Raw genomic sequence first — 20,078 nt, 5'->3', positions numbered from 1 at the left:
CTCCGGTTTCGCGGCTGGCTACACACTCTATCTTGTCAGAATTGAGACAGAGCAAATATATTCCCGTCTATAGCTCCGGTCCACGCGTTCAACCATGAAGCGCCGTATGATGAATCAAGACTGTTGGATTGAGTAGGCGAGTGGGCAAGTGGGATAGCAAAGCGCTAGCAATTGTGAACAATCCAGCCGTTGCGGTTGTGGTGCCAACTTACAATCGCAAGGCGAAGACGCTGCGTTTTTTAGAACGGATGCGATCGCAAACATATTCTTACCTTCACGTGTTTGTTGTTGATGCCTCATCATCCGATGGCACCCAAGAAGCGGTGAAGCAACATTATCCGGAAGTAACCGTACTGTCGGTTTCGGCCCGTAATTTTTGGACCGGATCGACGAATGCAGGAGTCAAAAGAGCGTTGACGACTGATGCGGAATATATTTTCACCGTGAACGATGACTCCATCTTGGCAGACGATCATATTGAGCAGTTGGTGAAAATAGCCCAACGCTGTGACTGTTGGATTTTGGGGAATCGCATCAATTATTTGGCGGAGCGCGATCGCATTTGGAGTTTGGGATGCTACACAGACTGGGGAACTCCCGACTTTTTGCGGTTGGCCGATGCCGATGTTCTAGAACAAGACCTGCCAGACGAGGTGAGGCAACGCGAGGTCATGGAAACCGAAGCGCTACCCGGCAACGGAGTTTTGATTCATCGCCGTGTGTTTGAGCAAATTGGTTTGTACAACGAGCGTTGGCTGCCGCACTACCATGCCGATTCAGAATTTACGATGCGGGCACGCAGCAACGGAATTCCAGTATTTGTCAGCCCGCAGGTGGTGCTATATAACGACTTTTCAGTAGAGCAAAAAAAGCTGCGCTTGAACCGTTGGGCAGATGTGTACTACACATTTTGCCATCGCAAGTCGCATCTGTTTTGGCCACCGCTGATGTATATCTTTTTCCGATACTGCCCATGGCGATCGCAATGGAAAACCTTTAGAGCTTTGGCCCATCGGTTGTGGTTGCTGGTGCGCGGGTAAAGCTAGACCGAGGCCGAAAGGGAGTATTTGGCTGAGCGGAATGATATCGCCATTGCCAAAAATCGAAGAGGCCGCGTAATCGTCCATGAGCAATGTCGGGTCGGCGGGGTAAGTGCCACAGCACCTTGCCCATGATGTAGACCATATTGGCCCACAGAGCAAGGGGAGTGGCATGGCGATAGAGAAAATAGAGCTTGCTAAAGGCAGCATGTTGAAACTTAGCCGTGAGGTTGCGCTGAGTAATGGCCGACACATGATGATGCACCAACACAGCTTGGGTTACATGAACAGGGTAACCCTGCTGGGCATAGCGTTCGCAGAGGTCGGCATCTTCGTAATCTAAAAAGTAGGTGGTGTCGAAGCTGGGACACTGGTCAAAGGTTGCCAGGTTGAGAATGAGGCTACAGCCCGACACCCAGCGGGTTGGATGAGTTGCAGGTGGGGATGGCGTGCAGTCAACGGTGTCGAACCGATGCTTGAGGGAGCCTGTCCAACGGTTGAAGGTGCCTTGGCTATACCACAGGCGACCCTCCAAGTCTTGAATGCGAGTGCCCAGAATTGCGATCGCAGGTTCCTGTTGCAAACATTGGCGTACATAGGCGATCGCATCAGCAGTCAGCAAGGCATCGGGGTTAATCAACCAAACAATGGCTTGAGGATCGCGCTGATACACCGCTTGAATTCCGACGTTGCAGCCTCCACCAAAGCCCAAATTAATTTTGGGTGAGATGAGCGATATAGAAGGAGCATGGATCAAGGATTCCACCTCAGAGTCATCGGGAGAGTTGTTCACAATGAGGATTTCGAAGGCGCGATCGCCCGACGAATCTGCCGCTTGCTGAATAGAATGCAACAGCGATCGCAACAATTTTGCCGAGTAATAATTGATTGTGATGAAATAAATTTTGGAACCCATGGGAGGAGTCACTGCACAAAAACGTGCCATGCAGGAGTTTAGCTCATCCTTATCGAATCACGCTGACGTAGAACTAGGATAGGATGATGGTCAACTTTTTTTGGAGCCAAGGTACAGTACCTTGGTACAGGCTAAGCCTAGTCACATCTAGAACCTAAGTTCAGGCCGCCATAGGAGCCGCCATGGAAGCCGCCATACAAATGGTTGCAACCTGTTTCGAACGCAGCCTTGCCTGCATTTCACCTTCATTTGGCAATTTAGTTGCCCAACCGTACTAACTGGCCGCTTGATACTGGTCGCTTGATACTGGTCGCTTGACGCTGGCCGATTTCTATTTGTTCGTCCTTCAACAGTTTTTGATGCGCTTACCCTGTGTGATTAACCTATCGTTTGTGGGCACTCGTCGCACTGGTATCGCCAACTACGCGATCAACCTCGTCTCCAATTTAACCCTTGAGCCTGCACTACTTTTAGCGCCTCCAGGAATTGCCGAACTTGAAACCGCCCCGAGCGATCGCACCTGGGTCCACAAACCCATCTCAAGCCGTATGAGTGCAGACCATGGCAAACGGGGCCATATCAACCGACTGTGGTGGACTCAGGTACACCTTCCCAAGATGTATCACCAGCATGGAGGCCAACTGCTATTTTCACCCGTACCAGAAGCTCCGCTATTTTCCTCATGTCGCACTGTAGTGATGGTGCACGACCTGATTCCGCTGCGATTTCCCTGCTGGACCTCACCGTTAACGCCTTACTTTCGGTTCTACGTGCCCATGGTGTTGCAACAAGCAACTCACATCGTCTGTAACTCCAAGGCAACCGCACAAGACATTATGGATTGGTTTGGCATTTCGGCTCGGCACATCACTCCCATTCCCCTGGCTTATGATGACCAGCGCTTTCATCCGGTATCCATGCCCCGGCACAATTACTTTTTGTACGTCGGTCGGCATGATCCACATAAAAACCTGGCCCGTGTGTTGCAGGCATTTGCGGCGTTGCCCAATCGTCAAGCGTATGAACTAAGGCTGGTTGGCCCTGTAGATCGACGCTACACTCCAAAGCTGATGCAACTTGCGCGATCGCTGGGCATTTCGCCCCAAGTTCGCTGGCTCAACTATGTGCCCAGTGCAGAGTTGCTGCAATTGTTTGCTGGAGCGATCGCCCTGGTATTTCCCAGCTTATGGGAAGGGTTTGGCATTCCTGTCTTGGAAGCAATGGCCTGTGGCACGCCTGTCATTACTTCGACCGTGGCAGCCTTGCCCGAGGTGGCAGGTTCAGCCGCCCTATTGGTAGACCCAACGCATATTCGCGCAATCGCCGCAGCAATGCATCAACTTGCCACCGATGAGACGGCGCGATCGCAACTTCGGCACGCTGGATTTGCCCATATCGAGCATTTCAGTTGGCGCAAAACTGGTCAGCTCACATCCAGCGTCTTAGAACAGTTTTTATAGCCATTTTATCGCCGTTGAAAGCTGGCTACTTGGCTACCACTGCGGCAAAAACCGCCCCGTGCGATAGCTCCAGGCAATTCCATCTGGATCTAAGCTTTGGCTCCACGCACTAAAGTCGGAGTCGCGCTTGCGCCGGCTAACGGTACTTCGGCTCACTCCTAGCCGCTTCGCCAAGCCCACACTCGACAGCGAACCATCCCCTTCTACCAACTCCAAATAAAACTCCCAAATCGCCACCAAAATCACAAAAATAATTAAGATGGCTGATTCTGGACGTTTTAGCCAATCTTCTTCGGGAGGAGTCGCCAAATCAAGCGCTGGTTTTGGGGTAGCAAGGGGTTGCTCAGGCAGCAGGTTCAAAGGCTCCACTTCTTTGAAGGGAAGCTCGTTTGAGGGTTGAGCTTGTGGCTGTTCAAACCATTCGTTTGGGCTCATGGTGTCTAAGATAGGCGGGTGTTCAAACGGGTTTTCAAAGTCGGGAATGGGATCCGCCTCGTTTGGGGCGATCGCTTCTATGGTACCCGGTGCGGTGTCCTCCCCGCGCTGAAGATGCGGTTGAGCATCAAGCCAGATCTGCGAGGAAGATCCCGTCGGACGCAGCGTAAAAGTGTGTTGCCAAGCCAACTGCTTTGCTCCAATCTGATGGGCATAAAGTTGAAGCATATCGACCGCTTGAATGCTTAATTCCGTCACAAGCCGCTGCACTAGGGCGATCGCCCTAGCCTGGTCGGGAATGTGGGCAGCCCGCAGCACCACATGCAACGCCTGAGACCGATTCGCCACTCGCGCCTCAATGCCCATCGGCTTGAACGCGTGGTTAAAAATGCTGGTGAGTACGGTTGGATCGCCCTGTTGGGCTAACGCCAACATATCTTGAGGTGGCATCGCAAATGACACGAGAAAACAGCACTAAATCGAAGTTGCCTCTAGTAGAGCATTCCCACGTCAGGGTTTTCAAGCACCATGAAGAAACTGACAGCAAACTTTAGGTAAACCGATATGCCATCAGGTTTACCTAAAGTTTGCAAAACAAATTTAAGAGGGTGTCTGAGAAGTCAACAAATAGCCCTCATCCCCCAGCAGCAGGTTAGCGTCGGCGCATTTTGCTGACCATTTTGCGCGATAGGCGCAGATTGAGCCGCTCTTGCTCAAGCCACTCTTGCAGCACCCGAAAAAAGAGTTGGCGATCGCCCGCTTGAAGCACCGCCGTTTTGTCTGCCGTTTCAATCGCGTACGGATAGCCCGCACCAATTACCACTTCGGCGCGCACCCAGTCCAAAACTTGAGTGTGCAATCCCTCCTCTACCATCCACAAAGGCATTTCAAGTCGGGCTGGGTAGTTGTCTCGCGTGGTTTTGAGATAGGTAAAGGCAATGCGATCGCTGTGTTCGGCATATTCCTGCAGAATATCGGCCCGCTTGCACAGAAATAAGGGAACCCGATCGCCCCACTCCATCCCTAAGCGGTTTACCAAATTGGCATCGTGAATGCTGTTGGAACGCGGCAAGTCATACAAGCTTTGCAGCATCACCGTTACATCATCTGCATAGGATGTGTCGATATAGGCCACCAGCGGCACTCGATGGGCCTCGCTGGCTCGCAGAACCGCCAACAAAGCTTCAATGTAAAATTGCCGCACCTCTGGCTCAAACGATCGCGCAAACGTCGCAACCAGCGACCCATCCAAAAATAGCAAACAGTTTTTTTGCCCAGAGTGAGCCTCCATATATTCCACAAGCCGCTGCGTCTCCATTTCAAATCGACGCATATTCACCCGCCGATCAACAGGCTCACCACTGTTGCCTGCCTGCAAGTCGTGCGGCGTCAGCACATCAAGACGAATGTCTTTTTCGTATCCCCCCATGGGCAAATGCTGATTTTCAAACCAGCCAATCTGCACCAACGCTACAGGAATTGATAAATCTTTTCCGGGATAAATCTGTGAGCCGTCTACCGCAAATGTGGTGATTCCCGTGAGGCGATCGCGCACCCAGGCCAGACTTTCTTCACGGTTGTTCCAGCGGAGGCCGCTCCGTACAACCCCACCATCCGTCTCTGCAAACGATTCCAACGGACGCGCTCCCAATGCTGGCGCATGCCCTTGCAACAACTGCGATCGCTCCTCTTCCGTTTGGGAAACAAAATCCTCAAATGCTTGATGATACTCATTCATCCGCTTAACGGCTTTGGCATCAAACGCGGTGAAGGCTTCGCGCTTATCGGTCAAGCAATGCAAAATTTGAGACGGCTTAATCGGCATGCGATTGAATATCTCGACTGAATATCTCGATTTATAACAACATCAAGACTTACGCAAGCCCACTAAATCTGGTGTGTTGGTGTTGTGGGGGGGGGGGGGGCCCCCCCCCCCCCCCCCCCACAACACCAATGCGTAAGTCCAGAACATCTGACAACAGCGATCTCAACATTGGCAGACAACAACAATTCCCAATGCAGAGACTACCTAAATGTTAGGTCAAAGGTACTATTCTTGCACCAAAAACGCAATTCTCTCGACAATCTCACTCGGCCTGTTGATGAAGCGATCGCCAAAGTCAGCCCTGGTATCCTCGCAAAAACCCGGAGTCATCCCAAATCCACTCGACATTTTTTGTGGATAATACGGAATCAAAACTTAAAGGGTCGATAAAGAATATATGAAGAATTAAATGAATTATGCGCACAGATAGATGAAAAGTATGACCCCTAGCATTAACGAGATCTTCAGATTGGCCCAAGATCGGGGATGCGTTCTCAAAATTATGCAGTATGATGGAGCGCTCTTTTATTGGGTTGAAAATCAGCACTTTATTAGCAAGCCCTATCAACGGTTGGACGAGCTGAGCAATTTCATTTTGTCCCTACCCCATCACTTATTAGGTGAAACCGCGTGCTTGGCTGCCGTGGGATAAAGTGCCGCATCCCACGACTCACTCTCGCCCCTCCTTACATTTGCCTGCTGCATGGCTCAAGCCGTCGTTATCCTCAATCCACCCAGTTCATGCTGAATTCACAACAAAAAAGCCCTGCTGTACAGGGCTTTTTCTCAACGATTGACAGACAACTTAGTTTGGCGATCGCGCTTAGCCAAACCGACCACTAACGTAGTCTTGGGTTGCTTGTTGAGCCGGATTGTTGAAGATCGTTTGCGTTGGGGCAAACTCAACCAAATATCCCTGCTTGCCGCCCGCTTCAGTTGCCTGAGCATTAAAGAAAGCCGTCATATCCGACACGCGAGCAGCCTGCTGCATATTGTGCGTCACAATAATGATGGTGTAATTCGATTTCAGCTCCTGCATCAATTCTTCAATCCGCAAGGTCGAGATCGGATCGAGAGCCGAGCAAGGCTCGTCCATCAACAACACTTCGGGCTCAATGGCGATCGCGCGGGCAATACACAATCGCTGCTGCTGACCACCCGATAGCGATAAGCCACTCTCCTTCAGCTTATCCTTCACCTCTTCCCAAAGTGCCGCACCCCGCAGCGATCGCTCAACGAGTGCATCCATATCGCCTCGGTAACCGTTAATCCGTGCCCCAAACGCAATATTTTCGTAAATTGACTTGGGAAAGGGGTTTGGCTTTTGAAACACCATCCCGATCCGCCGCCGCAGTTCCGTTGCATCGACACTCTTGTCGTACAAATCAACGCCACGGTAGGTAATCTTGCCCTTTACATGCGCCCCCGAAATCAAATCATTCAATCGGTTAAAGCACCGCAGCACCGTGCTTTTTCCGCAGCCAGAAGGGCCAATTAAGGATGTAATTTTGCTCTCCGGTACATCCATGAAAACATCGCGGACTGCAAGATTTGAGCCGTAGTAGTAGCTCGCATTTTCAACACGAAACGCGACATCAGTTCGGATGGGTGAGGTTGTGTTCATTTGCCTTGGGGTTTCCCTAATTTCGTCAACATCAAGCAATGCGCGATCGCCATAACGTCAGCCACAGCCTATCGTGCTCTTTGGAACCGGTTTCTCAAATAAATTGCAGTCGCATTCATCATCAGCAACACCACCAACAGCACAATGCTACCTGCCGCCGCGTTCGTATGAAACTCCGCTTGGGGGCGAGAGGTCCAGTTAAAAATTTGAATGGGCATCGCCGAAAAAGATGAATACCAACTATTGGGCATAAACGCCACAAATGTTTGCGCCCCGATCACAATCAGAGGAGCGGTCTCTCCGATTGCCCGAGACAGAGCCAAAATCGTCCCGGTCAAAATTCCAGGCATGGCCTGAGGCAGTACATGAGCCCAAACCGTTTGCCAGCGGGTAGAGCCCAACGCCATACCGGCCATCCGCAAACTATCTGGTACCGCCTTTAAAGCCTCCCGGGTGGCCACAATAATCACAGGCAGAATCAACAGAGCCAACGTTAACCCACCCGACAGCAAGGTACGACCACCCGTTATTGGCGATAGCACCTCCACAAACATCGCCAGACCCAGCAGCCCGTAAATGATAGATGGAACCGCAGCCAAGTTGCTGATGTTAATTTCAATCGCACGGGTAAACCAGTTATCTGTGGCAAATTCTTGCAAAAAGATGCCTGTACCAACCCCAATTGGGAACGCAAACAGGGCTGTAATCGATAGTAACCATACCGTACCAACAAGAGCCGAAGCTACCCCCGCACGCTCAGGTCGTCGTGAAGGAAAGTTGGTAATAAAATCCCAGCCCAATCGAGGAAAGCCATCCACAAAGGTATCGATGAGCAAAACCGCCAGCACAAGCAAGCCAATCAACGTGGCCGTCCAGGCTGCAATCTTAAAGATGCGATCGTAAAAATACCGTTTCTCAAGGTTAACGTCGAATCCTCCGGCGGCTTGCGTTCCAGAGCGTTCTGTTAGGTTTGGATCAGTCGTCGTCATATTATTCGTACTTCTCCTGATACTTCCGCACAAACCAGAAACTAAAGATATTCAACGCCAGAGTAATCAAAAACAACGTTGTACCAACGACAAACAACGTGTCGTATTTCAGCGTTCCGACAGCAATATCTCCACCAGCCACCTGCACAATAAACGAGGTCATGGTTTGAATGGCAACTCGTGGGTCAAGCGTGAGGTTGGGGTTTTGGCCAGCCGCCAAAGTCACGATCATGGTTTCGCCTACTGCCCGCGCCACCCCCAGCACAATCGAGGCCACAATCCCCGACAAGGCCGCAGGCAGCACAACACTAGTAATGGTTTCCCTCTTGGTTGCCCCTAGCGCGTAGGAACCTTGGCGCAAGCTACTGGGAACGGCATAGATGGCATCTTCGCTTAAGGATGCGATCGTAGGAAGCAGAGCGATTCCTAAAATCAGCCCTGCACTCAGTCCGTTAAACGTTTGCAACCCAGGAATAAAAGCCTTCAAAATTGGCGTAACAAACAGCAAGGCAAAGTAGCCAAACACCACCGTTGGAATACCCGCCAAGACCTCAAGAGCGGGCTTTAGCCAAGCTCGTACACCTGTGGGTGCATACTCACTTAAACACACAGCCGCTAAAATACCCAAGGGAACCGCAACCAACAGCGCAATGAACGAGGTCAAAAACGTTGCGCTGATGAGCACCCCAATTCCATATCGAGAGTTGGTAAATAGTGGAGTCCACTCGGTATCAAACAAAAAGTTCCAGAGCGGAACCTGCTGAAAAAACCGGAGAGTTTCTCCAATTAAGGAGTAAATAATCCCAATTGTGGTGAGAATTGAAATGGCGGCAAAGGCTCCAGTAAGGACCTTTACAATCAGTTCGTTGCGCTTGCTCGCAGCCCGGTTTGGATGCCATACACCGGATTGCTGTTGACCGGGAGGTATGGAACTTTCGGTCATAAAAATTACCTGGGAGTGATGTCTTTCTGAAAAAGGTCGCTCTGCGTCAAGACCCTTTACATGTTAATCCCATCCTACGATGAGATGGCCTTGGTCGTGTTGCGATCGGAAAATTTTGGGTAGCGGGTTTTGAGCATAAAAGCTGCTAAACCCGCTACTTACAAACATTAAATCCCTTGGCGAGTCACGCTGGACGCATCAAAGAGACCGAATTCGTCACTATTTGTCCAGCAGACCTTTTGCTTCAGTGTATTGCGCATCGGTGAGGGTAACGTAGCCGGTCTCACCCACAAATTCTTTATTTGCAGGGTCAAGGTAGAAGTCTATGAATGCCTGCACTTGGGGCTTTTCTTCGAGGGATGCACGAGAAACGTAGATAAACAAGGGACGAGCCAAGGGGGTATAGTTACCACTCAGCACGTTTTCTTGAGTCGGTTCAACGCAGCCGTTGCCGTCGTCGATGCTGACAGCCTTGAGGCTATCGGTGTTCTCAACGTAGTAGGCATAGCCAAAGTAGGCAATGGCATTGGTGTCGCCTGTCACACCTTGCACCAGCACGTTGTCATCTTCGCTGGCAGTGTAGTCCCCACGGCTGGCTCCGCTTTCGCCACCAATCACTTCGGTGAAGTAGTCGAAGGTTCCAGAGTCGGTACCAGGGCCGTACAGGGCCAAAGGAGCATCGGGGAAGCTGGGGTCAACCTGGTTCCAGTTAGAGATGGTGCCTTGAGATTCGGGTCTCCAAATGGTTTCGAGTTGCTCGATGGTAAGACACTCTGCCCAGTCATTTTCGGGGTTGACCACAACGGTCAACGCATCAGTGGCAACGGGCAGTTCCACATATTCGATGCCAGCCGCTTCGCAGCTTGCAATTTCTTCTTCGTCGATAGGACGGGAGGCGTTGGAGATATCGGTTTCGCCACTACAGAACTTTTCGAAGCCACCGCCCGTACCAGAGGTACCCACGGTCACTTGAACGCCAGAGTTGGCTGCCATAAACTCTTCGGCCATGGCTTCAGAAACCGGATAAACCGTGCTGGAACCGTCGATGAGAATGGTGCCGCTGACATCTGAGCCGGCAGCTGCAGTTTCAGTTTCGGTGCCACCCGAGGAGGTGTCGGTGGTGCTGGGGGCACAGGCGGCCAGACCCAACGTGAAGGCTGTCATGGTTGCGATCGCAACAGATCGCTTGTTCCGAAAATTAAATGCCATAGCTCTAGAGATTCCTTTCAACAAACGATTGCATTCTAGTCGCCGAGTGTAAAGACAAGGTTAAGTAATCCAGGATACAAACTGGTTTGTCAAGGGATCATGGCCTAGTGCTGGTTTTGGGCTTGATATGCCATATAAACCGCTTCCAGAAAGTCGTCGGAGGTTAAATCAGGCGGAATGGTTTCGAGCTGGATGCGATCGCGAATTTGGCGAGCGAGGTTCATACTCAGCTCGGTGCGAGCTTTGGTAGCTAGCGTTTTGCGGCGGCGCAGGTACTCCCGCACAACCCCAAAATCGTCGGGCGAGAGGTTGGCGAGCTGTGTGAGCTGAGGCAGTTGGCTAGCCAATTGATTGGCGGTATCTGATGTGGCGATCGCCGCTCGATTGCCACTTGGCTGAGTTTGCACCACGATAGTGCCCGCCAGCATATCGCCAATGCGTTTTTCTTTGGCACTGAGCAAGATGAAGAGCGCTCCGATAAAAAACGAGTCATCAATAGGCCGCAGCAGGGCTCGCAAGGCGGCTTGCGATAGGCCAACCGGGGTGCCATTTTCGCGAATGACGCGGATGTGGGCAAAGCGCTTGCCCGGAGTTTGGCCCCGCCACTTCACTTCAAAAAAGACGAAATAGCCCAACGAAATGACGAAATTGAGCAACAGGGCGATCGCCAACAGCCAATTGATTAGCCCACTTGCCCAGGGAGAACTGACCTCGGAAAGGTAGGACAACAGCTGAATTGAAATGAGCAGCCACACGATCCAAAAGGTCATGAGGACCGTGAGCAAAATGAGGTAGTCAATCACCAACGCCAGCGCCCGATTGCCAATGCCAGCCAAACTAAAATCCAGTTCGGTGCTTTCGGGAGTGGGCACCGTCACCCGATTGAAAAAGCGCATAGGTTACACCGGCGGGAATTCCTTTCCTGAACCGTCTTGCGGGATGTTGTTCAATACCAGATCAATCCCTTCGGAGCGGCTGCGCAGGTCGTAGTAAATGACAGCCTTGATGGTTTGCCAGAGGGGCAGCAGCAAAATGCCTACCCCAATTCCTAACGGCAGAGCAATTAGGTTGGAAAACAGCACAAACGATGGGGAATCGCTCGGAACAAAGGATGCGATCGCCCCTTGAACCAAAGCCAGCACAATTTGCAGCACAAGCTGAACCGGAAGCGTAATCAGCAGCGTGACAAACATGACCAGAAAAATGCGCCACACATTGCGGTTGGTCAGGTTCCAGCTGCGACCAATACTTTGGGTCGCGGTCAGCCCGGGTTCAATCGCCAAGGGCAATTCGGCGATCGCAAACCGCACGCTAAACCACGAGGCAATCAGCAACAGCAGCAGCAGCACCACCAGGACAATCAACCCGGTCAACACCAATAAGCCAGGATTGACCGCCGCCGCCGGACCAGGATTGAGCAAAAAATCAACGCCGCCCGTTGCCGCAAAAATGACGACAACGCACAGGGCCGCCAGCAAATACATTGCAACGAACACTGCCGTAAACATGAGGCCCAGGAGCATGTTGACGCCAAAAAAGCTCCACTTGCGTGAGCTGGTATAGCGCCGCGCTGCTTGCACCGTCTCGGGTTGGTTAATTAACTCTCCATAGGCTAAACGGGCGATCGCCGCCGACTCGGCTAAATAGCGCGTGAGCGACATGAAGAGGACCACCAGCAGCGCAGGAATGATTAGCCCCAGCCACGCCCAATAGTCGCGCACCGTTGCGTAAAAAATGGCGACGACAATAGCCAACAGCCACGGCAACATCAGCCACAGCGACCCAATGGCAGCAACTTTGAGATACGGCTTCAACCGCGTTGTATATAGGCGAAACCCTGCATTCACAATATTGCCAATGGTTAGAGGTTGCGGCAGGGGTTGTGGTTCTAAGCCCGGTGTCATAGTAAATGAGAAACGCAGGAGGAACAGAACGCGTAGCGTTGAAGCTATGGTAGTCTACGCTGACAGAAGTCTCCAATTCATTTCTAGGATTAGCCTGCTGTGTTAAGCCTGCTTTACTTATTGGGATTCGTCGGGGTAACCGCATGAATGTTCAGCGTTGGATCGCGCGGCGAGAAACAAGCTGGAAACAGTTGGATGCCCTGCTCACTCGGGCGGAAAAGCGCGGGTTGCGATCGCTCACGGCTCAGGAAATTCACCAGCTTGCCAGCCTGTACCGCTCGGTTTCGGGAGACTTGGCCCGGGCGCGCACCCAATCAGTCGGCAATTTGGTTGTGCAAGATTTGCAGCGGTTGGTCACCCGAGGCTATACCCAGGTTTATCAAGGATCGCGGCGGCAAGAGTGGCGATCGCTATGGCAGTTTTACCGATGGGGGTTTCCGGCTACGGTGCAGGAGTGTGCAGGATACATTGCGCTGGCAACTGCCATGTTTGTGGTGGCGGGGCTGGTGTCGTGGTGGTATGCCTGGGTTGATCCCAACTTTATGAACGTGATTGTGCCCGATGAGATTGTGCAGCAAGTGCGCGATCGCGGCGAACTGTGGATGGGTTCCATCATCGGCATTGAGCCCTTTGCCTCTAGCAGCATCATGATCAACAACATTCGCGTGGCCATGAGTGCGATCGCCGGAGGAATCACGGCAGGACTGCTCACCACTTACATCATGCTGCTCAACGGCTGCATGATTGGCGCGATCGGCACATTGGTGGGGCAAAACAACCTGGCATTTCCCTTTTGGGCTTTTGTGTTTCCCCATGGGTCGCTGGAGCTGCCTGCTATTTTTTTAGCGGGGGGAGCGGGACTGCTCATTGGTCGAGCGCTGCTGTTTCCGGGACGCGATCGCCGCATCGATGCACTCAAGCACTATGGTCTCAAGGCGATTCGGTTGCTGTATGGCGTTATTCCGCTGCTGGTGATTGCGGGTATTATCGAAGGCTTCTTTTCGCCCAATCCCGCCGTGCCCGACCTTGCAAAATATATCGTTGGCGTGGGTTTGTTTGCCACACTCATGTGGTACCTGCAACAAAAGCAGCCTCACGACAGCTCAAGGCTAGCCGATAGGGAACTTGTCTCTTAGCGATCGCCCATCTCCATGGCTGCGCCTCTCCGCAATTGATATGTTCCATCGGCTCATATGCTCCATCGGCTCATATGCTCCATCGGCCAACGGTATCCATGTGTCAATTTCTAAGTTTTGTCTGAAGTTGGCGTAAATGTTGTGCCACTAGAGGTTAATAAATAGAACATATTCATTCAACAGCTTGGTTTTGTTGGTGCTTCGTTTGGGAAAACCCCATGGGCGATCGCACAACCAATACACAACCGCAAAGTTACCTGTCGAGTTTGGCGCAGCACTATGACCCACCTCACCATTGGCGATCCGGCTCCGTGGTTTATTGCCCCGTCTAATGTCAACCCGACCTACCACTTCGATACGGTGGGTGGGCATCGCACGGTCTTAAGCTTTTTTGGCAGTACCCAACTTCCCGGCATGCACCAGGTCATTGAGGGGTTTTGTGCCGCCCAACCCATTTTTGCCAAACTCACGGTTCCCTTCTTTGGCGTGTGCATTGATGCGCAAGACCAAGACCACATTTCCACCCCCGAAAGCACCGCCTTTTGCAAGCTCATTTGGGACTTTGAGCGGCAAGTCAGTCGGCTTTATGGTATTGCCACCCCTATCGACAATGGCTCCTACATGCGGTTTTCGCCCATCACCTTTGTGCTAAACGAACGCATGCAGATCATTCACATCATTCCAATCACCGAGCCAGAAACCCACGTTGCCCAAGTGGTGGAATTCGTTGCAAGCTTACCGCCGATTCCACCATCGGTGGTAGCCCAGCGACAGGCTCCGGTGCTATTCATTCCCCATGTGCTGAGTCAGGAGATGTGTCGCCACCTCATTTCACAATACAAGGCTAACGGTGGCGAGCCTTCTGGCTTTATGCGGCAAGTCGATGGCAAAACGGTTGCCGTGATGGATGATGGCTTCAAACGGCGGCGTGATTTTAATATTCAGGATCAGGGGTTATTAGAAACGCTCAATTCCCACATGCTGCGCCGGGTCAAGCCCGAAATCCAAAAAGCCTATCAATACGAAATCACACGGTTTGAGCGGCATCTTGTCGCCTGTTACGACGCAAGCAATCAGGGATTTTTCAATCGGCATCGCGACAACACAACCAAGGGAACGGCCCATCGTCGCTTTGCGATGACGATCAATCTCAATACCGAAGAGTTTGAAGGGGGCTATTTGCGCTTTCCTGAGTTTGGGTCGCAGCTTTATCGTCCCAATACGGGTGAAGCGGTCATATTTTCGTGTTCGCTGCTGCATGAGGCGACCTCAGTGCTGCAAGGAACACGCTATGCGTTGCTGTCCTTCTTCTACAATGATGAAGCTGCTGTGGTGCGATCGCAAAATCGTCAGTATTTAGTGACTGAAGAACCCTCCAGTCAGGCCAAACAGCCTGTCTCATGATGAGGTTGCTGATTGGGTTTCTCGTTTGGCGAGGTTTTATTCTTGTCATGAATCCCTAAGGACGATCGCCCTTGCCGCTGGCAATATCAGGACTTATGCAGTTGAATGATTTTTGGAGCGCTAAGCGCTCCAAAAATCATTCAACCCCCTAGTCTTTCGGATGAATTGCGTAAGCTCTAAACGTCAACATTTTGTGGTGAGTTCATGGCCGATATTCAACTGCTCGTGGTTGACTTGGATGGAACAGTTGTCGGGCGCTCCAACCAAATAGAGCCGATCGTCATTCAGGCGATTCGGGCTGCACAGCAACGGGGCATTCGGGTGGCGATCGCCACGGGGCGGATGTTTCGCTCAGCGCTTAGATTTCACCATGACCTCACCTCCGACTTGCCGCTCATGGTGTATCAAGGGGCGCTGATTAAAGATCCAGCCACGGCCCATGTGCATCGTCACTGGGCCGTTTCCAAAGACTATGTGCGACAACTGTTGGACTTTTTTGAACAGCCAGAACACCGCGATCAACTCTCGGTGCATTTGTATATCGAAGATGAGCTGTATGTTCGCGAACTGACCGAAGAAACCGCTCGCTATGCGGAGCGATCGCACGTTGAGCCCACCCCCGTTGGCGATTTGCGCAATATGCTCAGCGTTGATCCCACCAAGGTGCTGGTGCAAAGCCAAAATGTTGATTTGATCAACCAATTGTTGGCAGCACTGCGTCAGCGCTATCGCCCTACTGAGCTATATCTGACTAAATCGGTCGATATCTTTTTGGAAGCGGCCAACCCGCTTGTGAATAAAGGCGCTGCGGTTCAATATCTGGCAGAGGAGATATTGGGACTTCAGCCAGCGCAGGTGATGGCGATCGGCGACAACTTTAATGATTTGGAAATGATTCAATATGCAGGGATCGGAGTTGCCATGGGCAATGCCCCGGATGGGGTAAAGGCGATCGCCAACTGGATTGCCCCCGAAGTCGAAGTTGGAGGTGCAGCCGCAGCCATTGAGGAGTTTTTGCTGAAGTAGCGACTGTTAAAGCAGCGATCGCGTGCCGCCCGACTCAGCCGTTGCTCCATCCTCTACCTCAATCCAAAAAACACCAACTTAAAAAAAGCATTAGCCTTCCCAGCAACCAAGTTCGGAAAGGCTAATGCAAATTGCTTTGAATTTAGGAAAAACTTCTGGAAAAGTAGAAATCAGAAAGGGCATCGACGACTGACCGTGTTTCGTCTCGATGCCCTTGCTGGTTCGCTCCTCACACTGGTCGTTAGTATATCAGAAGTAGAAGAAAAATGTTAGTCTTTCGCACAAAAAATTTGACTGATTGGGAACCCAGGTCAGGAACTCCGTAAAACTTGACATAAAACAGAACAATCCACAATTTCCGTCGTATCTCATATCAACTCGCCTCTATAAACCGGGCGATCGCGCTACAGTTCTGTAGGTGCTTCGGCTCCCAGCCAAGTGTGCAGCAGCCATCCCAAAACCTCTTTGGCAATGCATACCAACCCCATGCGCACCTGCACCCGCGCGACAAGGTTCCCTCTTGCGTCTCCAATCCCTTTTGTCGCTCCAAATAATGGATACGCCGCATCGAGTTGGCTCAGGCGATCGCTGACATGCTCGGCATGTCGTAACGCAGTTTTGGGTGTGATTCTCTCAGCCCAAGCATCGTCCAACACAGCAACCAACCTTTGCACCAACTCATACTCAATGCGATCGCGACACTGCAACACGCCCGCATCTGTTAGCCATGGCAATGGTTGAGGAATGCGCCACCCGCCCTCATGCGACCCTGCAATCTGCAATGCAATCATTCCAGCATCAGCCGCCAGTCGCAACAGCGAACAGCAGCGCCCATGGGCAACCTGAATCAGCCAAACCCGCGTAACTTGTGGGAGAATCTCAACCGCAACAGGACTTTCCCGCAGCCGCGGTGGGGGATACAGCCACCTCTGGCTCATGCCATGCAGCCATACCGCCACACCGTAGTCACCCACCCCCAATTGCACAATCCCCGAAGAATGGGCACGCACTCTACAACTCGCCCACACGAATTGAGCTAAGGTGAATGAGCGATCGCTTCCCTCAAACGAAGTCCAATCTGGCAATGCCCAATTGGGGCCCGTTGCAGAGGCGGAGTCAGTAATCGATTGGTTCAATCGCTGCGCGAGCTGCATGGCAATGTCGGTAGGAGCAAGATGCAGCCTAGAGGCTAGGGAATGGGCGATCGCCCAAGCGTAGCAAATCTGCTCTGGGACGCGTTTTACGTATACCAACCCTACAGTCGGTTCACCAAGTACATCTAGCGCTGGTTCGAATTGACCCCATCCCTCATGCCAATGTTGTAAATAGATAGGCAACAGTCCCTTCCACACGGCCCCTTGCAAACTCAAAGGCGACGTTGCAGCGCTTAAATGATTCGGCTTCATTCAACCATTAACCAAACAACCATCAACCAAATCAGAGAGAACACTGCGTAAAACCCACCGTAGAGGTATAAAAATTTGAATCTTTTGTGAAAGTCTCATAAAAGTTTGCGGATTCCTGGTGAATCTGGCATAAAAGGGAGGGGTATAAAGTGTAATACTACCTTCCAGCCTCGTAAATTTTCTTACTTTAGCTACAGGAACTGAGTCGTAAGCTAGTAGTAATACTTTAGTTACCGCTTTAGTTACTGATAGTTATTACTCTCTTAGCCTTTCCTGTCTTCGTCGCAGCCCTGAACCGCCCTCAAGAATGCCTAGAGTCAACCGCATTCTTACTGAATCTTAGGAACCCCACCTATGCACTCCGTCTCTCCTCCTTCCTCGACGACACCCTCAGAAACGGCAAGACCTTTTCTCACCTGGCAACGTATTCTCGATTGGGCGCAAGAGCATTACCGCAGCCGCAGTTTCGCCAAAGATGAAAAAATTCCCGCCCGACCTGGCTTGTTGTACCTGGTGCAGCGAGGTTCGGTGCGATTGGTAGGAGAGGCGCAAGTGAGCACATCCAACGCCTCATCTCGCTTACCTCGGGTCAATTCTGAAGAGGCATTTTTGGGCTTTGTTGGTGCCGGACAACCGTTTGAGATTGTGGCACAGTCTCCTTTTACGCTGCAGGCCTTTGCCCATGTCGATCAAACCTCAGTCATTTGGCTGTACTGGCACGATCTCGATAACTGGCCTCATTTTCGTCGTGAAGTGTTGGATGCTTTTCGCTATCAGCATCAACGCAAACTTCTGTGGCTCAGCACTTTGGGACAGCGGCGCACCATTGACCGCCTCCTGGGGTTCATCACTCTGCTGATCGAAGAATTTGGTGAACCGAGTGATGATGGCTATTATTTACCCTGGTCGCTCACCCATGCCCAAATTGGCAGCGCCATTGGTTCTACCCGCGTCACAGTGACGCGACTGATGGGCAAGCTCCGCCAAAAAGGACTGATTCGCACCTATGGTGACAATTTGATTGCCCTACCAGCAGATTCGGCTGTGTTAAAGCAGCGCCAACAAGCAAATGGATAGCCTGTTGAACGCTTTTAAGCCATCAAAGAGTGCCTGACTGATCCCGTGGGCACTCTTTTTGTTTTGTCGAATTCATGTAATGAGGTGCTGAACAGATGCGATCGCTCCACCTGACCTAACGTCAGTTTCGGCTAAAAGCTTTTTAGCTTATCCAAAACTCAGGTTGACCTAAGGCTGAAGTGGGTAGAAATCGTAACCGTAGCCAGAGCGGTTGCCCGGTTGTACCATCACTAACTGCATTGCCTGATTGCGATCGCCCGATGGCAAAAACCGCACCGTGCCTGTTGCGCCTTCCACCGCAAACCCGGGCGATCGCAACGTCGTCATGAGCCCCTCTCGGGTGGGGCTTTGCTTCAGAGCCTCAGCCAGCGTCATCACCGCATCAAACGTCATGGCAGTGCGCCAGTTAACATCGCCTCCCCAGAGTTGGCGCGATGCTTGAGCAAACTCAGAATTGGGAGTGGACTGAATAATCCACGGCACGGCGACTACCATGCCTTCTGCATTGGGGCCACCCACTTGCAGCGTTTTAGGATTGTACAAACTGTCGCCTCCCAAAATTTCCAGCTCACCCCGGTTTACAGCCACAACCTGTAACGCCGGATCGAGCGTTGCGGTATTTGCCGCTAGCACCAACACTTCTGCACCTTGCTGCTGCGCCTGGCTTACCGCCTGCCCTGCGTCAAATCCCGCCGACAAGTCAAATTCCATCACCACTTGCCCACCATCGGTTGTCAACGCCGTGGTGAACTCATTTTTAAGGGATTCGCTATAGCCGCTTTGGGAGTTGTAGAACACAGCCGCACTGCGATCGCCCAAGCCATTGATGAGATAGCGCGACAGGGTTGTAGCCGTAAACTTGTCGCTGGGGACCGTACGGAAAATGTACTGTCCCTGGCCGGATAGCTGAATCGACGTACTGGTTGGCGAAATCATCGGCAGACCGCCTTCGTTGTACACAGGAGCCGCTGCCAGCGTCGCTTCGCTGCCAAAGTGACCAATGACCCCCAGCACCGAATCATCTTGCACCAAGGCTCGGGCAACGGCCTCGCACGTACTGGGATCGTTGTCATCATTCACAATCACCACCCGAATGGGCGTGCCATTCACCCCGCCAGCCTGATTCATTTCGTTTTGAGCTTGGGCTGCACCCCGCAGCAGTTCTAGCGCCGAGTTGGGCGAAGCACCCGCCGGAACCGCCACGGCAATGGTGTAGGCATCCGCATTGCCAATCCGGGCATTATTCAAGTAAATCAGCGCTTCGGGATCATTTCGCTGGGTTTGAAGCGAGGCTTCTAACTGGGATACAGCCTGGGCATAGTCTCCGGCAGCGATCGCCTGAACAGCCGATTCCTTTTCTGGAGTAGCCAAGTCTGGCAGCAAAATGCGATCGCCAGCACTAAACCGTTGCGCCACTGGCCCCTGAGAACCCCACCCTGGCCGATCGACCGTGGATGAACCCGTTTCTCCCGGTTGAACGACATTGCCAAGATTTAACTGCCGACCAAACCACCACAGGCCAGCCCCAATCAGCGCCAACGTCACCAAAAGGGAAAGAATGAGAGCTGGGGTTTCGTTTTTCTTAGTCATGATTTCAACGGGCAAAATGGGCAAACAAACTCAATGCAACGCCACTAAGCGGAAATACCATCAATTCTGACTGGTTTTCGGAAGATGGGCCGAA

At 51.9% G+C, this 20,078-nt stretch carries 18 protein-coding genes; 7 read left to right on the top strand and 11 right to left on the bottom strand.

What is annotated here, in order from left to right:
• The first annotated feature begins 140 nt into the window (after window positions 1–140).
• Window positions 141–1,040, top strand: a complete 900-nt coding sequence (locus ACQ4M4_RS09030; RefSeq protein WP_430684161.1) for a glycosyltransferase family 2 protein — start codon at window positions 141–143, stop codon at window positions 1,038–1,040.
• Here the strand turns inward: ACQ4M4_RS09030 and ACQ4M4_RS09025 are convergent.
• On the bottom strand, window positions 997–1,956 hold the full coding sequence (locus ACQ4M4_RS09025) for a glycosyltransferase (protein ID WP_430684160.1): 960 nt from the start codon (window positions 1,954–1,956) through the stop codon (window positions 997–999). The genes ACQ4M4_RS09030 and ACQ4M4_RS09025 overlap by 44 nt on opposite strands.
• A 359-nt stretch (window positions 1,957–2,315) precedes the next feature.
• Here ACQ4M4_RS09025 and ACQ4M4_RS09020 point away from each other — a divergent pair, with 359 nt between their 5' ends.
• The gene (locus ACQ4M4_RS09020) at window positions 2,316–3,416 is read left to right on the top strand and encodes a glycosyltransferase family 4 protein (protein WP_430684159.1); all 1,101 of its coding nucleotides are present in this window, start codon (window positions 2,316–2,318) and stop codon (window positions 3,414–3,416) included.
• A 33-nt stretch (window positions 3,417–3,449) separates the two neighbouring features.
• Here ACQ4M4_RS09020 and ACQ4M4_RS09015 read toward each other — a convergent pair whose 3' ends face one another.
• Together ACQ4M4_RS09015 and ACQ4M4_RS09010 are read right to left on the bottom strand one after the other, a co-directional pair.
• A complete protein-coding gene (locus ACQ4M4_RS09015; protein WP_430684158.1) occupies window positions 3,450–4,313 on the bottom strand; it encodes a hypothetical protein in 864 nt (287 codons plus the stop codon).
• Between the two features lie 190 nt (window positions 4,314–4,503).
• The gene (locus ACQ4M4_RS09010) at window positions 4,504–5,676 is read right to left on the bottom strand and encodes a DNA double-strand break repair nuclease NurA (protein WP_430684157.1); all 1,173 of its coding nucleotides are present in this window, start codon (window positions 5,674–5,676) and stop codon (window positions 4,504–4,506) included.
• A 439-nt stretch (window positions 5,677–6,115) separates the two neighbouring features.
• Here ACQ4M4_RS09010 and ACQ4M4_RS09005 point away from each other — a divergent pair, with 439 nt between their 5' ends.
• Entirely contained in the window at window positions 6,116–6,328 is a 213-nt protein-coding gene (locus ACQ4M4_RS09005) for a hypothetical protein (protein ID WP_430684156.1), read from the top strand.
• A 171-nt stretch (window positions 6,329–6,499) separates the two neighbouring features.
• On the opposite strand, the gene pstB is transcribed toward ACQ4M4_RS09005, so the two are convergent.
• The 6 genes from pstB to ACQ4M4_RS08975 form a co-directional block, all read right to left on the bottom strand.
• Window positions 6,500–7,300 carry a phosphate ABC transporter ATP-binding protein PstB gene (gene pstB / locus ACQ4M4_RS09000; RefSeq protein ID WP_430684155.1) on the bottom strand — a complete coding sequence of 267 codons (801 nt, stop codon included), beginning with the start codon at window positions 7,298–7,300 and terminating at the stop codon, window positions 6,500–6,502.
• Window positions 7,301–7,368: 68 nt separating this feature from the next.
• Complete coding sequence (gene pstA, locus ACQ4M4_RS08995; protein ID WP_430684154.1) at window positions 7,369–8,289, bottom strand: phosphate ABC transporter permease PstA; 921 nt, start codon at window positions 8,287–8,289, stop codon at window positions 7,369–7,371.
• Window position 8,290: 1 nt separating this feature from the next.
• Entirely contained in the window at window positions 8,291–9,232 is a 942-nt protein-coding gene (pstC, locus tag ACQ4M4_RS08990) for a phosphate ABC transporter permease subunit PstC (RefSeq protein ID WP_430684153.1), read from the bottom strand.
• 219 nt (window positions 9,233–9,451) lie between these two features.
• Entirely contained in the window at window positions 9,452–10,441 is a 990-nt protein-coding gene (locus tag ACQ4M4_RS08985; RefSeq protein WP_430684152.1) for a PstS family phosphate ABC transporter substrate-binding protein, read from the bottom strand.
• Between the two features lie 104 nt (window positions 10,442–10,545).
• A complete protein-coding gene (locus ACQ4M4_RS08980; RefSeq protein ID WP_430684151.1) occupies window positions 10,546–11,337 on the bottom strand; it encodes an RDD family protein in 792 nt (263 codons plus the stop codon).
• A gap of 3 nt (window positions 11,338–11,340) precedes the next feature.
• Window positions 11,341–12,345 carry a glycerophosphoryl diester phosphodiesterase membrane domain-containing protein gene (locus ACQ4M4_RS08975; protein ID WP_430684150.1) on the bottom strand — a complete coding sequence of 335 codons (1,005 nt, stop codon included), beginning with the start codon at window positions 12,343–12,345 and terminating at the stop codon, window positions 11,341–11,343.
• Window positions 12,346–12,488: 143 nt separating this feature from the next.
• On the opposite strand from ACQ4M4_RS08975, the gene ACQ4M4_RS08970 reads away from it, so the two are divergent.
• From ACQ4M4_RS08970 to ACQ4M4_RS08960, 3 genes are all read left to right on the top strand, one after another.
• Window positions 12,489–13,481, top strand: a complete 993-nt coding sequence (locus tag ACQ4M4_RS08970; RefSeq protein WP_430684149.1) for a stage II sporulation protein M — start codon at window positions 12,489–12,491, stop codon at window positions 13,479–13,481.
• Window positions 13,482–13,760: 279 nt separating this feature from the next.
• Complete coding sequence (locus ACQ4M4_RS08965) at window positions 13,761–14,885, top strand: 2OG-Fe(II) oxygenase (protein ID WP_430684148.1); 1,125 nt, start codon at window positions 13,761–13,763, stop codon at window positions 14,883–14,885.
• 204 nt (window positions 14,886–15,089) lie between these two features.
• Entirely contained in the window at window positions 15,090–15,911 is an 822-nt protein-coding gene (locus ACQ4M4_RS08960) for a Cof-type HAD-IIB family hydrolase (protein WP_430684147.1), read from the top strand.
• Window positions 15,912–16,315: 404 nt separating this feature from the next.
• On the opposite strand, the gene ACQ4M4_RS08955 is transcribed toward ACQ4M4_RS08960, so the two are convergent.
• On the bottom strand, window positions 16,316–17,317 hold the full coding sequence (locus ACQ4M4_RS08955) for a hypothetical protein (protein ID WP_430684146.1): 1,002 nt from the start codon (window positions 17,315–17,317) through the stop codon (window positions 16,316–16,318).
• Window positions 17,318–17,671: 354 nt separating this feature from the next.
• Here ACQ4M4_RS08955 and ACQ4M4_RS08950 point away from each other — a divergent pair, with 354 nt between their 5' ends.
• Entirely contained in the window at window positions 17,672–18,394 is a 723-nt protein-coding gene (locus tag ACQ4M4_RS08950; protein ID WP_430684145.1) for a Crp/Fnr family transcriptional regulator, read from the top strand.
• Between the two features lie 168 nt (window positions 18,395–18,562).
• Here the strand turns inward: ACQ4M4_RS08950 and ACQ4M4_RS08945 are convergent, their stop codons facing one another.
• A complete protein-coding gene (locus ACQ4M4_RS08945) occupies window positions 18,563–19,984 on the bottom strand; it encodes an ABC transporter substrate-binding protein (protein WP_430684144.1) in 1,422 nt (473 codons plus the stop codon).
• Window positions 19,985–20,078: the final 94 nt, after the last annotated feature.

The organism is Leptolyngbya sp. AN02str, assembly GCF_050565595.1.
In the GTDB taxonomy this organism is placed as follows: domain Bacteria; phylum Cyanobacteriota; class Cyanobacteriia; order Elainellales; family Elainellaceae; genus Kaiparowitsia.
The sequence above is the reverse complement of the archived record's forward strand: the minus strand, read 5'-3'. Positions and strand labels throughout refer to the sequence as shown.

Coding starts and splice junctions, on each gene's coding strand:
- ACQ4M4_RS09025 (WP_430684160.1), bottom strand. CDS start 1,956: ATGGGTTCCAAAATTTATTTCATCACAATCAATTATTACTCGGCAAAA.
- ACQ4M4_RS09020 (WP_430684159.1), top strand. CDS start 2,316: ATGCGCTTACCCTGTGTGATTAACCTATCGTTTGTGGGCACTCGTCGC.
- ACQ4M4_RS09010 (WP_430684157.1), bottom strand. CDS start 5,676: ATGCCGATTAAGCCGTCTCAAATTTTGCATTGCTTGACCGATAAGCGC.
- ACQ4M4_RS09005 (WP_430684156.1), top strand. CDS start 6,116: ATGACCCCTAGCATTAACGAGATCTTCAGATTGGCCCAAGATCGGGGA.
- pstB (WP_430684155.1), bottom strand. CDS start 7,300: ATGAACACAACCTCACCCATCCGAACTGATGTCGCGTTTCGTGTTGAA.
- pstA (WP_430684154.1), bottom strand. CDS start 8,289: ATGACGACGACTGATCCAAACCTAACAGAACGCTCTGGAACGCAAGCC.
- pstC (WP_430684153.1), bottom strand. CDS start 9,232: ATGACCGAAAGTTCCATACCTCCCGGTCAACAGCAATCCGGTGTATGG.
- ACQ4M4_RS08985 (WP_430684152.1), bottom strand. CDS start 10,441: ATGGCATTTAATTTTCGGAACAAGCGATCTGTTGCGATCGCAACCATG.
- ACQ4M4_RS08980 (WP_430684151.1), bottom strand. CDS start 11,337: ATGCGCTTTTTCAATCGGGTGACGGTGCCCACTCCCGAAAGCACCGAA.
- ACQ4M4_RS08975 (WP_430684150.1), bottom strand. CDS start 12,345: ATGACACCGGGCTTAGAACCACAACCCCTGCCGCAACCTCTAACCATT.
- ACQ4M4_RS08970 (WP_430684149.1), top strand. CDS start 12,489: ATGAATGTTCAGCGTTGGATCGCGCGGCGAGAAACAAGCTGGAAACAG.
- ACQ4M4_RS08965 (WP_430684148.1), top strand. CDS start 13,761: ATGACCCACCTCACCATTGGCGATCCGGCTCCGTGGTTTATTGCCCCG.
- ACQ4M4_RS08960 (WP_430684147.1), top strand. CDS start 15,090: ATGGCCGATATTCAACTGCTCGTGGTTGACTTGGATGGAACAGTTGTC.
- ACQ4M4_RS08955 (WP_430684146.1), bottom strand. CDS start 17,317: ATGAAGCCGAATCATTTAAGCGCTGCAACGTCGCCTTTGAGTTTGCAA.
- ACQ4M4_RS08950 (WP_430684145.1), top strand. CDS start 17,672: ATGCACTCCGTCTCTCCTCCTTCCTCGACGACACCCTCAGAAACGGCA.
- ACQ4M4_RS08945 (WP_430684144.1), bottom strand. CDS start 19,984: ATGACTAAGAAAAACGAAACCCCAGCTCTCATTCTTTCCCTTTTGGTG.